The organism is Paenibacillus sp. Y916, from assembly GCF_056786435.1.
The window spans coordinates 805,751-821,395 of record NZ_JBXCJA010000001.1 but is presented as its reverse complement, the minus strand read 5'-3'; the positions used below and the strand labels follow the sequence as shown (position 1 = coordinate 821,395).

Sequence of the window (15,645 nt, the reverse complement as noted above, 5' to 3'; positions counted from 1 at the left end):
GAAAACTAGGAGGAGTATGTACATGCTTAACAATCAACAACTTCAAGATATTCAAGATCTACAACAACTTTGCGAGAATGCCGACCAGCTAGCCCTCAAGCTTAACTGGGAGATGTTACGTAACCGAAAGACAGAGCAAAAGCATGATTATTTCCGTTATGTGGGAGATACACTAACTGGTTTCCTGGGTGTTTATAAGTTCGGCAGTAAGTTAGAGATCTGTGGCATGGTGCATCCTGATTATCGTCGTAGAGGAATTTTCACTTCATTGTTAAAAGAAGCTCTACAAGATTCAGCAATTGCAGGCTATTCTTCACTATTGTTAAATGCACCTGCTAATTCGATTGCTGGGCAAGAGTTTCTTAATGTAACCCCTTGCCAATATGAGTGCTCAGAGTATCAAATGCGATGGGATTACACACACACAAAGGATCCATCATTGTCCAATGAACAACTCATTTCACAGCGGAAAGTCACCATCCGGAAGGCTGTACATGATGATATCAATGATTTAATTCGTCTTGATAAAGATGGCTTTGAGATGAGCGATGAGGATGTACTGGATATGGCTCAGATATTAGCTAGCGATGGTCTTCATCATATGTACATGATAGAATCCGATGGCGTAATGGCAGGTAAAATTAATGTATTACCATCGGAAGCAGAGACTTGGATCTACGCCTTCACTGTGGATCGGGCAGTTCGTGGCCAAGGAATTGGACGGAGAACGCTCCAACTTATAATCGAGCAGGAACAACCTAACGATAATGAATTATGGTTGGAGGTAGCTGTACATAACCCACAAGCCTTGAAATTGTATGAATCCTGTGGGTTCGTTACACAAGAGAAGCAAGATTATTATCAATATACGGGTTAGATAACTTCGACGGAGAAGTAATAGTCAGATTGCCCTTGATCTAAGAACCAATCACAGTAAATTTTATATAAATATATCCCTTTATCATTCGGAACGAAGTAAGGATCACCATTGGAATCAATGTTTGTAATTGAAATTGTAAATTCCTTGATTCCTTTGGGAGCCTTTGCCTCTACCTTTGATCCTTTAGTAACAATGGTTGGCGTCAATTCAGGTATAGATCCATCCACGCTTACACAACTACCTTCATTGAGAAAAGAAGGAGCACACCAGGTGTAACTGCTACGAACAACATTTATTTTAATGCCATCAATTACAATCTCTGGTAAGGGTGGTTCCGCTGACTTTACCCATTTTGAATTTATGCTTTGTTTAGCAAGTTCTTCGGTTTTCGAGTTATTGTTTCTATCGCCCATTGTATATCCAACATAGAAAACACAAGCAAGTGAAGCTATTATTAACATTGAGATCAACAACCTCTTAATCATTTAAAATCACCCCTCTCACTTAAGACGGCGGTCTTTGTCTATAAGTTACAATATGTCTCTCCTTAGTTCATATGTTGATTCACACAATCCCTGTATAGAATGAAAAAATGACACACTCGATTCCAACCATCTCAGCCCAGTCAACTAGCTGTTCTGTCGTTACTTTGTAAGAGAATACGGTATGATGTGCTCCTCCTGCAAGGATCCATGATTCAGCAGATACTGAAAGCGAAGGTTCAGGCTTCCACATGACGCGTGCAACAGGTTGTTTTGGCATCTCATGTTGCGCTTTAACTGCATCGACTACGTTGATGATAAGACGGAAACGGTTGCCCATATCTACAAGGGATGCTACTAAGGCTGGACCACTACGACCATCAAAGATCATACGAGCTGGATCTTAGCGATCCCCAATAGATAATGGATGAACCTCAATACGTGGCTTATCCGCCGCGATCGTTGGACATACTTCCAACATATGAGAACCAAGAATCAATTCGTTGCCAGGTTCGAAGTGGTATGTATAAATTAGCATCAATACACAGTCTGCGAATTGAGTCGGGTTTCGTAAGAACAGGTTTATTCACAATTTCAAATGTCATATGATCATTACGATTAAGTCCCTCTACGATTTTACGGGAATGTTCTCCTACATATTATTAACAATATATTGTACGTACAACACTCGTTATTCTCTTTCTACTCGTAAAATAGTTGGATTTCAAGTAGAGATTACAGATCTCCCTATGATTAGGATGCATTCATGAGGATAAATGATGTACAATATAATTTATAAGTTCTATAAGAATTTTAGACTGAAATGAAGGATGGATTAATGATGTATGTAGCACACGATTGGAAAGATTACGAATTATTAGACACAGGTAATGGTGATAAGCTGGAAAGATGGGGCGATGTCATCTTACGCAGACCGGACCCACAAATTATTTGGCCATTAGAAAACGAAACAGACACATGGCGTAAAGTTCATGGTCACTACACGCGTAGTTCTGCAGGTGGTGGTCAATGGGATATGAAGAAACCGATCCCTGAGCGCTGGAGTATTTCATATGATAAATTGAAATTCCATATTAAACCTACAAGTTTCAAACATACTGGTCTATTTCCTGAGCAAGCTGTGAACTGGCGCTGGATGATGGATAAAATTGCTGATGCTGGTCGTCCCATTAAAGTATTGAATCTATTCGCTTACACTGGCGGTGCTACCGTTGCTGCAGCTTATGCCGGAGCAGAAGTTGTACATGTCGATGCGGCAAAGGGTATGGTTCAGTGGGCTAAAGAGAATCTTCAACTTTCTGGTCTTGCTAACCGTCCAGTACGCTATATCACAGATGACGTATTTAAATTTGTACAACGCGAACAACGTCGTGGGAATAAGTACGATGCCATTATTATGGACCCTCCTTCCTATGGACGTGGACCAGGTGGCGAGATGTGGAAGCTGGAGTCAAGCTTGTATCCGTTTCTAGAGAGCTGTATGGAAATTATGTCGGACAAGCCTCTCTTTATGCTGATTAACTCCTATACGACTGGCATTTCGCCAACAGTTCTAACCAATATGCTGACTATGACGATGGCACGTAAATATAGTGGGAATATATCTTCCGGTGAAATTGGTTTACCTATCACATCTTCTAGGCTGACACTGCCTTGTGGAATACTAGGTCGCTGGGAGGCTTAAGTTTATGAATGATGTAGACACATCGGGCTCAAATATACCGATTCTTTATGAAGATAACCATCTTCTTGGAATCGTCAAGCCTGTGAATGTACCTACTCAAGAAGACGCATCAGGGGATCCTGACCTAGTTAATATTCTCAAGCAGGATATAAAGGATCGTTATAATAAACCCGGTAACGTCTATGTTGGTCTTGTCCATCGACTGGATCGACCGGTTGGAGGGGCGATGATCTTCGCTAAAACTTCGAAAGCCGCTTCTCGTTTATCCGAGTGCGTTCGCAGTCGAAATTTCCGTAAAGTGTATTTGGCTGTCATCCATGGCACTCTTCCTTCTTCTCATGGAAGATTAACAGATATGCTATTAAAAGATGCGAAGACCAATACGGTAACCGTTGTTCCGCGGGGAACGGACGGCGCTAAAGAAGCCATCCTCGACTATAAGGTTATCGGAACTTCTGACAAGTTAAGTCTAGTACAAGTCGAACTTCTGACGGGTAGATCACATCAGATACGTGTGCAATTCAGCCATGCAGGTCATCCACTCTATGGTGATCAAAAGTATGGAAGTCAACTGAATAAAGTCGGACAACAAATCGCCCTTTGGTCAGTATTTGTCGGCTTCCCCCATCCGGTAACGAAGGAAGAGGTTACTTTAGTATCCTCTCCTCCTTCGCAATATCCTTGGGATTTGTGGCCGCAGGCACTCACTGAACTGTAGTCTTCAAATGTTCAATATTTGCAGCACTTCTTAGAATAGTTATAGGGGAACCTTCTAGGTTAACCTATTAACAATCTGAGAGGTGTATTTTTATACAATCAAACGCAATTAAGAGTTATAATGATGGATGAAGGCATAAACTTTTTTAATCATGCTGATATTTATGGTGGGGGTAAATCTGAGGAGTGTTTCGCACAAGCTATTGACATGAATTCTAGCATTCGAGACAACATGATTATCCAGAGCAAATGCGGAATTCGGGATGGTTACTTCGACTTTTCTAAGGAACATATTTTAAATTCAGTCGATGGCATTCTACAACGTTTACAAACGGAGTATCTAGACGTTCTACTATTGCATCGTCCAGATACTCTAGTAGAACCTGAAGAAGTTAACGAAGCTTTCACCATATTGCGCGACAGTGGTAAGGTCAGACATTTTGGAGTAAGTAATCAAAACCCTATGCAGATTGAATTACTTAGCAAGTACATAGATCATAAGTTGATTATTAATCAATTGCAGTTAAGCATTGCCAAGACAGGAATGGTACGAGATTTACAGAGCAGCCGGAAACAAACTTCCTTAAATACTATAGGAAATAACAAAGTCCCCCCTTTAAGTAAGCACTCGCGAAACTCATGTTATCATGGGAATCGAGTCAACTTGGAGGGGGGATATTTTTCGTGATCCTTATTTCTTTCGGCCAATATATAGAAGATGTGAGGAAATGCCTAATAGAGCTGGATCTTGAGCTGTCTGTATAAGAAGATCTACCAGTTGCGCATATTCCTCAGTACCCTTCTGTTTCCAATAAGATAGCTGCTCTTCATTTAATAATGCACCGATATTGGTTGAACCAATGAGATGAATGGATTGAAACCCGTTACTCTCCATGAAAGGATTAATATCTTCTACGTTGTAAAAATAGGCGCCTGTATATCTTCCTTCATCACTATGATTAAAGATACCATTGTTCATAAACTCTTGAATAGCATTCATATTATCATTCGGCTTCCAATGATTCGGAGATAACAATGACGCAAGTGCATGATTCGTGCGAGACCGAAAAGCAACAAATACATAATTACCACTCTTCGTCACTCGATGAAGTTCTTTAACAGCAGTACGACGATCCATTTCATCCTGTAGATGATACATGGGTCCTAGCATCAACGATGCATCAAATGATTCATCAACGAACTGCGATAAATCCCGAGCATCCGCTACATGAAACCCATCAAACAATGATTCCACACCATACTGATACGCCTTCTCTTTTGCTATTTCAACAAGTTTGGGGGTAAGATCTGTTAACGTCATCTGATACCCTTGTTGCGCAAGGGCAATGGCATACTTACCCGGACCCGCTCCATTATCCAATATATGGCCCTTTGCCGGAAGATACTGTTGGATGTAATGCCAGTTCACCGTAAATTCGAGTGGCTCTCGATCTAACCGGCTCCACTCTCTCTCCCCAAAGCTATTGTAATAATCAATAATTGAATCTGTCATAAACAACGCCCCCTCTTATGATCTCTATTCCCAACTTCGCTCATGAACCCCATCGTTCAAAGTAATGCTCATATCACCACCCGTACTTCCTGAAGTATCCACATCACTATCCACTTTCATGTTAAATTCAGTTTTATGAACCCCTTCAGAACGTGGTGGAATTCTAACAGCAGACAAAGTGATCACAGGCAAAACAGGCCTATTCGAATCTGATACACTCCAAAACTTAGAAAAGTTTATCACAGGTACAACTTCAACGAGTTCTCTACTATTGTTCTTAAGTTTCAATTGGCATGTACCCGTAAATTGATGCTCCTTAAGAACATAGTTACATCTAACTTGTGAAGGATCCACTTCCACTGCATACACTCCTGAGGCGAATAAACGTTGATAGTTCGTCGTTAACCAACCTGGTGCATTATTCACTAACATCAAAATAACGATGAAAGCTACAAACTTGTTGTGATTAAGGGCTCTGTCCATGAAGATTAAACCAACCACCAATAGAGCCAAAAAAAATAAGCTCGCAAACTGCAATCCCATTCCATTGTCACCAGAACTTATAGGCAGGCCCACTAATTGAAGAAGCCATTCGACTGTCATTAGCGGTCCCGGATAGCGGATACCCAGTATGATGACCAATGATAATAATATTATGGAGATCAGCAGAGAACGCCGATCACGGATGAATGGAAGACTTTCTTCCTCCCTGCGGTCGTATAAACGATTTACTTTATTCTTTCTCATGAACATAAGTAACCTCACCTCGCTTGATCGATATAGTATATAACGTCAACTGACTCAAGAAGTTACAACTATTTACATCAAAGGAGGAACTTAGCCTAGTGATTTATCACCCTATCTTCTCTGTATACACTTTCCCCACCAAAGTTTCGATCTCGACCGTATCTCCTTTTTGCAGAACAAAGTTTAGAAATTTACTTGAGATCTCTGTTCCATTAAGCTTCATCGTCTTAATATTCTCTAACTCCCAACCAAATTCATCATATACATCCATATCAAAAATAACGTCATTTAAAGTTTGCATGATATCACCCTTCTGTACATTATGTATTAAGCCCTGAGTCGTCCTACTTCCCGCTCATCCTGCTTATCTGTAATTATAATACTATCATAACCTTCGCTAGTTTGGGCGTCCCCGTCCTTATCCCAATCACTATTTCAGCATATCCCTTAACCACGCAAAAATATGGACATTCCTTCTATCTCTTGTTAAGCCCCCGCTGACTCATCAAGAAAAGAAAGAATGTCCAACTTATACGAACGATATTTACAACTTATTTCAATCCAGGCATTATTTCTACTCGCTCAACCTTATTCGGATCTTCAATATTATACATCCAAATATACACCTCAGCATCGCTTCCCTTGAAATCCTTATAAATATCAATTGATTTGTTCTTACCGTCTCCAGAGAAGTTTGCAGTTAGCGGTCTACCATAATTCCTCTTCCCATCTACCAATCTATAGGTCTGATTGATTCCGCCAAAATTCAAATCTGAGCTTTCGCTCTCCACATAAAGATTATCGTCCTTTGTGTAATACGTCCATTTCACAGCGTATCCATTCAATTCAGTTAATGTTATTTTCTTGTCATCTCCAATATCCTTGAGAAGAATTGGTTCAGCGCCACCATCATATCTAATAATTTCATGCTTCTGCACCCATGTCACAAGGGAATCCTCCGTGATTCGCACCTGAGTAGGGAGTTCAAATCGGAATGTCGTTTCATAAGGCGTGTTTCCACCATCACTATCGGACCACATACCTCCATCTAATACCGTCCCATTAACATCTAGTGAATATTGAGCATATGGAAGCTTTAAGTATTTATCGTTGTGGGTTACTTTGATTTTGATTTGTGTCGGAGTGACTACCATTTCCTTAAGCATCACATCATTGGAGCCATCATTTAATGGTATATTCATATCTCGTTTAAAAGTACCTGTTATCATCTGAGATTTATGAAGCACAAGATCGAAATTCCATGATTGATTTAGTCTCTCTTCTTCTCTAGTATATTCTAATTCGTATGTTGTAGATTCCTTCTCCAAATCACTCAGACGGAAATACTGCTGACTTACATACTCACCCTGATCTCCAGGTGTACCGAATACCCCACCCCCTAGGTCATACAATGCTGTCTGTCCTTCTTTAGCATTAATTCTTGGATATGCCCAAGCCTTCGCTTCCGATTGACTGAATATGACGGATGAAGAAATCATGGCCGTGTCTTTATCTTGGATGAACGATTGAACGTTAACTTTATCTATTCCATCCTGCTTGATATCAAAAGATTGGATGCCATCCTCTAATGGATTAAATGAAATATCCTTCTGTATATTTGATAGAAACTGTAAACCGCTCGCTGTAAATTGTACTCTAGCTTCTTCTTGATCCGGTGTCCATTCCGTTTCAAAGTAGCCTGTAAATCGTTTATTCTGTTCATCCCATCGTTGACTACTATAGTTCCCTTCAATGACTACTCCTTGTTCATCTTCTAAAGTCATATTAGAGAAGTTCCATAACTTATTCGGATGATCTCCTAAATCTAAGCTATACAAAATAACGGTGCGGTTATCATCCACAATCGCCGTATGAAGCGTCAATACAACACCATCATTCCTCACCGATTTCTCAACAACCTGACCTAATCCCTGCGTCAGTGCTGACTGAATCCCACTTCTCCCTGATAGAACATCACTCCACTCTACATGAAACGCAGCATAAACCGGTGTTGCAAGAATCAGAACAGCTGCGGATGTAGCAATGATGCTTTTACGCAAATGAAATCTTGGCTGCCGTTCAGTCACAGTTATTACATTACCTTCTGATCGATCTCTAGCCTTCTGTATGTTACCCCACATCACATCAAAATCAGGATAGGTTAGTTCTTTATCATCTTTTAAATGCTGCGATAGCGTTTCCTCTATGTCCCTCATCCACATTCCCCTCCCAAGCTTCTTGATAACCGTGCTCATCCAATATCTTTCTCATTAACTTCATACCTTTATGAAGCCTTGATTTGACTGTGCCTATAGGTATTTGTAATATATCCGATGTTTCAGATAGGCTTAAATCATGCACATATCTTAGTGATACCACTGCCCGAATCTTATGTGGTAATTGGCTCAGAAAGCCGCTCCATTCCTTGGCTGTCTCTCGGTCTTCAATGACAGAGTCAACAGACTTATCGAATGTCACTCGATAGAGCCGCTGATTTCTTTGCTCTTTCATTCTTAAGCTACGATTTCTTTTCAAATGATTCAGACAATGATTGACTGCGACTCTTATGATCCACGTTTTGATAAATTCGATTTGTTGCCAATCTTGTCTGAATACGGTGATAAATACATCTTGGCACACATCTTCTGCATCAGAGACATTGTTTAACATGTAATAACAGGTCTTATATACATCTTTGTTGTACCTTTGGAACAAATCCTGCTCTGTCAAACGTCACCCTCCTCTCAAATCAGCTATACATCATAAACAAATGCCAACACAAAAAGGTTCATTCTATCAATCTGCAAAAACTGACTATCCCAAGATGGAAATCCATAGATATAAACGATAATTTATCAGAAAATAGCGGAAATTTTATAGTTTCTACCTGCATGAAGTGACAAACTTTTCTATGATTTAATGATATATTAGATCTACACTTAGTGAACTAAGTGTATAAATGGAGGGATCAATATGGGAGATTTAGAAATGGATATCGTGTCAGAAGAAATCATTGTAGATGAAGCAGAATTATCCGACCCTACCGAAGACTTGACGGAAGAAATCCTTAGTGAAGATTCTGCTGAGGAAGAAGTCGAAGAAATTGAGGAAGTTGAAGATGTAGAAGACGACGATGCTGAGGATTCCTTCGAAGATGACGAGGATCTCATCTAGAAGTCAAGAGGTTATGAACTCCCTTCTCCTTGAACAACATACGATACAAAACCAACCTGTTCATTTATGAACAGGTTTTCATTTTGTTTAAGAAAAACGGCTAAATGATGTACAAGCAACTATTCGTCCTCAAGCTCGATTCCTTTCGTTTCTTTCCCTAGAAAGAGCACAGCAGCAGCTCCAATTAGAATGACTACGAAGAACATACTAAAAATAACATCAATCGCAACGTCTCGAGAAACTAGTAGCCCTACTAACAGTGGAGCAATAACACCACCAACACGTCCCATAGCCGTTGCAAGTCCTACTCCGGTCGTACGAACCTTTGTAGGATATAGTTCCGGGCTATAGGCGTACAGTCCACCCCAGGCTCCCAAGTTAAAGAAGGATAAGAATATACCGGACGTAATCAACATGCCAACAGATGTTGAATATCCGAACCACACTGCACTCACAGCCGTCATCACTAAATAAGTCACAAGGACGAATTTACGTCCGAATTTCTCAATGAAATATGCCGCTGTGAAATAACCCGGTAATTGAGCTAAAGTCATAATTAACACATACTCAAAACTCTTAACCAGACTAAACCCTTTAAGTGTCATCACCGTGGGTAGCCATAGAAACATGCCATAATACGAGAATACGACGGTGAACCATAAGATCCACAGCATAATGGTAGAACGACGATACTCCATCGACCATACTTGTACTACTTTCTCACGAAATGAAACTTTGCGTAGGCCACTTTGTTTGATGAAACGTGGAGGATCTTCTATCGCACGTCGTAGGTAAATTGCGTAAAATGCTGGGAGTGCTCCAATGACGAAAGCTGCCTGCCAGCCATATTTCGGAATAATAAAGTACGCAATAAGTGCAGCGCATATCCAACCAACTGCCCAAAAACTTTCCAATAACACTACTGCACGACCCCGCTCTTTGGCAGGCACAGATTCAGATACTAATGTGGATGCAACGGGAAGTTCTCCTCCCAGCCCAATACCAGAGATGAAACGTAATAAACACAGTACACCAAACCCAGTAGCTAGCGCAGATAAGCCACTCGCTATGGAAAATATTAATAATGTCCACAACAAAATGGATTTACGTCCATAACGATCTGCCATAACCCCTGCTAAAGCAGCACCGAGCACCATCCCTACAGAGCTTATACTTGTAAGAAAGCCAATCTGGCCCGCTGAGAGAGACCATTCCTCTTTTAGGGCAGCGACGATAAATGATATAATCCCAACATCCATAGCATCGAACAGCCAGCTAAGACCCACTCCGAAAAGTAGTTTACGTTGTTTGGGATTTCTTAATACTTCTATCTTGTTCATATGTATGACTCCCTTTTGATGTCTCTACGATTATTCATCTGATCATACCACTTTGGATGTAATCTTACCCAAAAGATAAATAAGAAGCTGTTGATTATGCGATGAAATACGATTTAACATATTGGATAGAAAAGCATCACGAATTTGCATACCTCGTTCTGCTTCCTGCTTGCCCTTCTCGGATATGGATACCCAGACAATTCGTCGATCGTCGTGATCTCGTTCCCTTGCCAACAGACCGTTCTTCTCCATTCGATCTAGAAGCATAGTAACCGCAGCAGGGCTCGTGGCTAGATAGGGGATGAAATCAGAAGGTTTCATCGTGCCGCGTTCCAGGATGACTTCTAGAACAATTAATTGAGGTTCTGTCAGTATAGGCGTAAGCTCGCTATCCATATGCAGTTTATAATCTTTACTGAGCTGGGACCATAATTTCGCGAATTCGGAAGTCTGCAATGGTATACCTGCCTTTCTATTATAGAACTTTATTTAATTAATGAATGATTTATCCATCTTCCTACTCATTCATTTTCGTGATAAATGTTCCAATTCCTTCCTAGATCATCTTGTTTTCTTAAATAAAAAGAAAACAGCCCCGCTAGAACTTAAGCGGGATGTCTTCTCACATATCACATTATTTCTCAAACAAATCAATAATTTGGTCATTCTTCTCTAGATGAATCAGTTGCTTACCTGTCGATTTTCGTTCAGCAATTGGAGCTTGTGCGGAAGTAATCACATTCGAAATTCCCGCTTGGCTAACCACAACGATCTCCACAGGCTCCTTACTGTAAAAAGCTCCGGCTAAATAGCTACCATTGCGCTTCACACGCTTACCTTCCTTAAATTCAAATGTTGGTAACCCTTTTCCACCACGGCTTTGCGGTAAATAGTCGGCCAAAAGTGAACGTTTAGCATAACCAATATCACTAATCGTCAGAATCTCACCTTCATCTTCATCTACCCAGAGTGCAGACACAATCTCATCGCCCTCACGTAACTGTATTCCCTTAACACCGCCCGATACTCGCCCCATGGCGTTTACTTCTTGTTCATTGAAGCGAATACACATGCCATCTTTACTTACTAAGAGGATATCCTGGGTACTGTCACTCATCGTAACGGAGATAATCTCATCTTCTTCTCCTACTTTACATGCAGCAACTGCATTAGAACGAGTAGTCATATATTCTTTCAGCTCAGTTCTTTTAACCTGACCTCTCTTCGTAACAAATACAAGGCTCTTACCAGGATCATCCAATGCTGTCGCATGTATCACTCCAATGATGGCATCCTCTTTAGATAGGTTTATAAGATTAACGATGGCCGTTCCGGCATCTTTCCATTTGAATTCAGGAATGAGATGAACCGGCAACATGAAATATTGTCCTCTTTGTGTAAAGACAAGTAAGTTATCGAGTGTATTGAGCTCCATTACCTTCTTAAGATAATCGCCTTCTTTGACGCCTGAACCATCCCGTTCCCCACCTGAGCGAGTAAAAGATAACATATTCGTTCGCTTAATATAACCGTCTTTGGATAAGGTTAGGATCACATCTTCAGAGCTGACTAGCACTTCGAGATTCACCTTAATCTCTTCCACTTCACCTTGGATAACAGATCTGCGATCAATTCCATACCTATCTCTTATATCCATCAATTCTTTGCGGATCAAAGCGACTAACTTCTTATCACTTTCTAAAATAGCACGTAAATTAGCTGCTTTCTTATTGAGCTCATCCATTTCTTTCGTCAATGTTGTGATCTCTAAGTTCGTTATGCGATAAAGTTGCAACGTCAGAATGGAATCCGCTTGGCGCTCAGTAAAGCCAAACATCCACTCTAAGTTGTTCTGTGCATCCTGACGGTTCTTAGAAGCCTTAATGGCTGCAATGACTTCATCCAGAATGTTCAGCGCCTTAACTAGCCCTTCTAGCACATGTAGGCGATCTTCTGCTTTATTGAGATCATATTTAGTTCTGCGCGTAACAACTTCACGTTGATGATCAATATATGCTTTCAAAATAGGCTTAAGCCCTAATTGTTGTGGAGCTTTGTTAACAATCGCCACCATATTGAAGTTATACGTAATTTGCAGATCTGTTTTCTTCAACAAATATGACAAAATACCCTGTCCATCCGCTTCCTTCTTAAGCTCGACGACGATTCGTAGCCCTTCTCGACCACTCTCGTCACGAACTTCAGCAATACCCTCGACTTTTTTCTCCAATCGAATATTCTCCATCGCTGTAACAAGGCGTGATTTAACGACTTGAAATGGGATTTCCGTAATGACAATCTGTTGCTTGCCACCACGTAGAAATTCAATTTCCGTCTTAGATCTTAAATATATACGACCTTTACCGGTACGATAAGCATCCATGATGCCTTCTCCACCCATGATTGTTCCACCAAGTGGGAAGTCTGGGCCCTTGATAAATGTCATCAATTCTTCAAGCTCAATCTCAGGTTTCTGCATCACAGCAATACAAGCATCAATCACTTCGCGCAAATTATGCGGGGGAATCTCAGTAGCAAATCCTGCCGAAATTCCACTCGCACCATTGACGAGTAAGTTAGGATACCTTGAAGGCAATACGGTTGGTTCTTGTGTAGTGTTGTCGAAATTATCTTTAAATAGGACTGTTCCTTTTTCGATATCACGCAGCAATTCTAAGGCAATTGGAGATAACCTTGCTTCTGTATAACGCATTGCTGCTGCTGGATCATCATCAATGGATCCCCAGTTCCCGTGTCCATCTATAAGCGTATGACCCATCTTCCATGGCTGAGCCATACGTACCATCCCATCATAAATCGATGAATCTCCATGTGGATGGTAATTCCCCATCACATCACCGACAGCTTTGGCCGATTTGCGATAAGGTTTATCAGGCATGTTACCAGAGTCGTACATCGAATATAGGATACGCCGTTGTACTGGTTTCAATCCATCCCGTACGTCAGGAATGGCACGATCTTGAATAATGTATTTAGAGTATCGACCGAAACGATCTCCTACGACCTCTTCTAAATATACCGGTAGAAATTCTTCTGATAAACTCACATTTTCACCTTCTATTCTACAACATCTGTAAAGTCGACATTATCTACAATCCAGCGTTTACGTGGTTCCACTTTATCACCCATAAGTGTAGATACTCGTCGCTCCGCCTTGGCGGCATCTACAATCTCTACTTTAAGCAATGTTCTCAACTCTGGATCCATCGTCGTTTCCCATAATTGCTCAGGATTCATTTCACCAAGTCCTTTGTAACGCTGCAATTCATACTTATCTCCGAATTCCTTCAAATAATTCGCAAGCTCTTCGTCACTCCATGCATAACGCATCGTCTCAAGCTTACCCGATTTACGGGTGATCTTGTACAATGGCGGTTGAGCGATATATACACGGCCAGCATCAATAAGGGGTTTCATGTAACGGTAAAAGAACGTTAGAAGCAATACCTGGATATGTGCTCCATCCGTATCCGCATCGGTCATAATAATAACTTTAGAATAATTGCTATCTTGTACATCAAATTCTGTTCCTATTCCCGCACCAATGGCAGATACAATAGCACGATACTCCTCGTTCTTGAGGACATCAGCAAGCTTAGCCTTCTCTGGGTTCAACGGCTTCCCTTTCAAAGGAAGAATAGCCTGAAGTTTAGAATCCCGACCCTGTTTGGCCGAGCCACCCGCGGAATCCCCTTCCACAATGAATAGTTCAGTGCGCGTAACATCTTTGGACTGTGCTGGCGTTAGCTTACCATTCAGGTTAGAACTCTCACTACGCTTCTTACCTGTTCTGATATCGTCTCGAGCTTTCCGAGCTGCTTCACGTGCTTTGGATGCCTGAACTGATTTCTTGATCAACGTTTGAGCGACCTGAGGGTTCTCTTCTAGAAAGATCTGCATCTTCTCTGATACGATGGCGTCAACCGTACTTCTTGCAGAGGCACTTCCAAGTTGATCTTTCGTCTGCCCTACAAATTCAACATCCGACATTTTGATACTGATGACAGCCATCATGCCTTCACGTAAATCTGAACCTTCTAGATTCTTATCCTTTTCTTTGAGTATGCTCGATTTTCTCGCATAATCGTTCAACACACGAGTGTAAGCTGTCTTAAAACCAGTTTCATGAGTCCCCCCACCCCGTGTAGGAATGGAGTTAACGAAAGAGACCAATGTTTCCGTATACCCAGCATTATATTGAAGGGCTACCTCAACTTCAACATCGTCTTTCTCTGCATTGAAATGAATAACATCATGAAGAACATCCTTACCTTCATTTAAATATTCAACGAACTGACTTGCTCCACCTTCATAGTAGAACTCATCTTCCTTATCAGCTCTACTGTCCTTAAGGACAATACGAAGTCCCGAATTGAGAAATGCAAGCTCCATCACACGTTCAGCCAATGTATCATAATTGAGATGAATTCCTGCTGTAAAGACTCGAGCATCAGGTTTGAATGTCACTTTCGTACCCGTCTTATTGGTGTTACCTAACTGCTCTAATCCCGCAGACGGTTCGCCTACATGTTCTTTCCCTTGCTTATCAACCCAATATTCGAAACGCTGGCGATGTATTTTACCATCACGATAGATCTCGACCTCAAGCCATTCAGATAAAGCATTCGTTACTGAAGCGCCCACACCATGTAGACCGCCAGATTTCCTATATCCCGAACCGCCAAATTTACCTCCGGCATGCAGAATCGTAAATACAACCTGTGGTGTCGGTATACCCGTTTTATGCATTCCTGTTGGAATTCCGCGTCCATTATCTATAACTGTCACGGATCCGTCTTTGTGTAATGTAATTTCAATTCTTGTGCAGTATTTGGCAAGATGTTCATCCACCGCATTATCTACGATTTCCCATAACAGGTGATGAAGTCCCGAAGTACTCGTACTACCAATATACATTCCTGGTCTTTTGCGAACCGCAGCCAGACCTTCGAGCACTTGAATGTCGTCAACATCGTATCCAGTTTGGTCTATACTACCGCCCTTAGATGACTCTGCAAACAAATCGATACTCTCGACCATTCATGCTCCTCCTTTGTAGATCTTTA

The 15,645-nt window shown here is 41.1% G+C and carries 14 protein-coding genes and 2 pseudogenes; 5 read left to right on the top strand and 11 right to left on the bottom strand.

Annotated elements, in window-relative coordinates; genetic code table 11:
* Positions 1 to 22: 22 nt before the first annotated feature.
* A complete protein-coding gene (locus AC1TO9_RS03850) occupies positions 23 to 877 on the top strand; it encodes a GNAT family N-acetyltransferase (protein ID WP_482058364.1) in 855 nt (284 codons plus the stop codon).
* On the opposite strand, the gene AC1TO9_RS03845 is transcribed toward AC1TO9_RS03850, so the two are convergent.
* Positions 874 to 1,365 carry a hypothetical protein gene (locus AC1TO9_RS03845; protein ID WP_482055200.1) on the bottom strand — a complete coding sequence of 164 codons (492 nt, stop codon included), beginning with the start codon at positions 1,363 to 1,365 and terminating at the stop codon, positions 874 to 876. The two genes, AC1TO9_RS03850 and AC1TO9_RS03845, sit on opposite strands and share 4 nt — an antisense overlap.
* 79 nt (positions 1,366 to 1,444) lie before the next feature.
* Positions 1,445 to 1,906 (bottom strand): annotated as a pseudogene (locus AC1TO9_RS03840) (L-arabinose isomerase); the annotation flags it as partial.
* A gap of 297 nt (positions 1,907 to 2,203) precedes the next feature.
* On the opposite strand from AC1TO9_RS03840, the gene AC1TO9_RS03835 reads away from it, so the two are divergent.
* The 3 genes and pseudogenes from AC1TO9_RS03835 to AC1TO9_RS03825 all read left to right on the top strand — a co-directional run.
* Positions 2,204 to 3,067: a class I SAM-dependent methyltransferase gene (locus AC1TO9_RS03835; protein ID WP_482058414.1), complete on the top strand. Its 864-nt coding sequence runs from the start codon at positions 2,204 to 2,206 to the stop codon at positions 3,065 to 3,067.
* Positions 3,068 to 3,071: 4 nt separating this feature from the next.
* Complete coding sequence (locus tag AC1TO9_RS03830) at positions 3,072 to 3,785, top strand: RluA family pseudouridine synthase (protein ID WP_482055199.1); 714 nt, start codon at positions 3,072 to 3,074, stop codon at positions 3,783 to 3,785.
* Positions 3,786 to 3,905: 120 nt separating this feature from the next.
* Positions 3,906 to 4,334: pseudogene (locus AC1TO9_RS03825) on the top strand (aldo/keto reductase); the annotation flags it as partial.
* 141 nt (positions 4,335 to 4,475) lie between these two features.
* Here AC1TO9_RS03825 and AC1TO9_RS03820 read toward each other — a convergent pair.
* From AC1TO9_RS03820 to AC1TO9_RS03800, 5 genes are all read right to left on the bottom strand, one after another.
* Complete coding sequence (locus tag AC1TO9_RS03820; protein WP_482058363.1) at positions 4,476 to 5,297, bottom strand: class I SAM-dependent methyltransferase; 822 nt, start codon at positions 5,295 to 5,297, stop codon at positions 4,476 to 4,478.
* 24 nt (positions 5,298 to 5,321) lie between these two features.
* Entirely contained in the window at positions 5,322 to 6,044 is a 723-nt protein-coding gene (locus AC1TO9_RS03815; protein WP_482058362.1) for a hypothetical protein, read from the bottom strand.
* Positions 6,045 to 6,150: 106 nt separating this feature from the next.
* Positions 6,151 to 6,345, bottom strand: a complete 195-nt coding sequence (locus AC1TO9_RS03810) for a hypothetical protein (protein WP_482058361.1) — start codon at positions 6,343 to 6,345, stop codon at positions 6,151 to 6,153.
* 250 nt (positions 6,346 to 6,595) lie between these two features.
* Positions 6,596 to 8,260, bottom strand: a complete 1,665-nt coding sequence (locus AC1TO9_RS03805; RefSeq protein ID WP_482058360.1) for a DUF4179 domain-containing protein — start codon at positions 8,258 to 8,260, stop codon at positions 6,596 to 6,598.
* Positions 8,217 to 8,774 carry an RNA polymerase sigma factor gene (locus AC1TO9_RS03800; protein WP_482055194.1) on the bottom strand — a complete coding sequence of 186 codons (558 nt, stop codon included), beginning with the start codon at positions 8,772 to 8,774 and terminating at the stop codon, positions 8,217 to 8,219. Before AC1TO9_RS03800 ends, AC1TO9_RS03805 begins: the two co-directional genes overlap by 44 nt.
* A 243-nt stretch (positions 8,775 to 9,017) precedes the next feature.
* On the opposite strand from AC1TO9_RS03800, the gene AC1TO9_RS03795 reads away from it, so the two are divergent.
* A complete protein-coding gene (locus AC1TO9_RS03795) occupies positions 9,018 to 9,218 on the top strand; it encodes a hypothetical protein (protein ID WP_482055193.1) in 201 nt (66 codons plus the stop codon).
* Positions 9,219 to 9,337: 119 nt separating this feature from the next.
* Here the strand turns inward: AC1TO9_RS03795 and AC1TO9_RS03790 are convergent, their stop codons facing one another.
* The 4 genes from AC1TO9_RS03790 to parE all read right to left on the bottom strand — a co-directional run bounded on the left by AC1TO9_RS03790 (position 9,338) and on the right by parE (position 15,619).
* Positions 9,338 to 10,558 carry an MFS transporter gene (locus AC1TO9_RS03790; protein WP_482055192.1) on the bottom strand — a complete coding sequence of 407 codons (1,221 nt, stop codon included), beginning with the start codon at positions 10,556 to 10,558 and terminating at the stop codon, positions 9,338 to 9,340.
* 42 nt (positions 10,559 to 10,600) lie between these two features.
* Positions 10,601 to 11,014 (bottom strand): MarR family winged helix-turn-helix transcriptional regulator, encoded by a 414-nt coding sequence (locus tag AC1TO9_RS03785; RefSeq protein ID WP_482055191.1) that lies wholly within the window; start codon positions 11,012 to 11,014, stop codon positions 10,601 to 10,603.
* A 178-nt stretch (positions 11,015 to 11,192) separates the two neighbouring features.
* The gene (gene gyrA / locus AC1TO9_RS03780) at positions 11,193 to 13,625 is read right to left on the bottom strand and encodes a DNA gyrase subunit A (RefSeq protein ID WP_482058359.1); all 2,433 of its coding nucleotides are present in this window, start codon (positions 13,623 to 13,625) and stop codon (positions 11,193 to 11,195) included.
* An 11-nt stretch (positions 13,626 to 13,636) separates the two neighbouring features.
* Positions 13,637 to 15,619, bottom strand: a complete 1,983-nt coding sequence (gene parE / locus AC1TO9_RS03775; protein WP_482055189.1) for a DNA topoisomerase IV subunit B — start codon at positions 15,617 to 15,619, stop codon at positions 13,637 to 13,639.
* Positions 15,620 to 15,645: the final 26 nt, after the last annotated feature.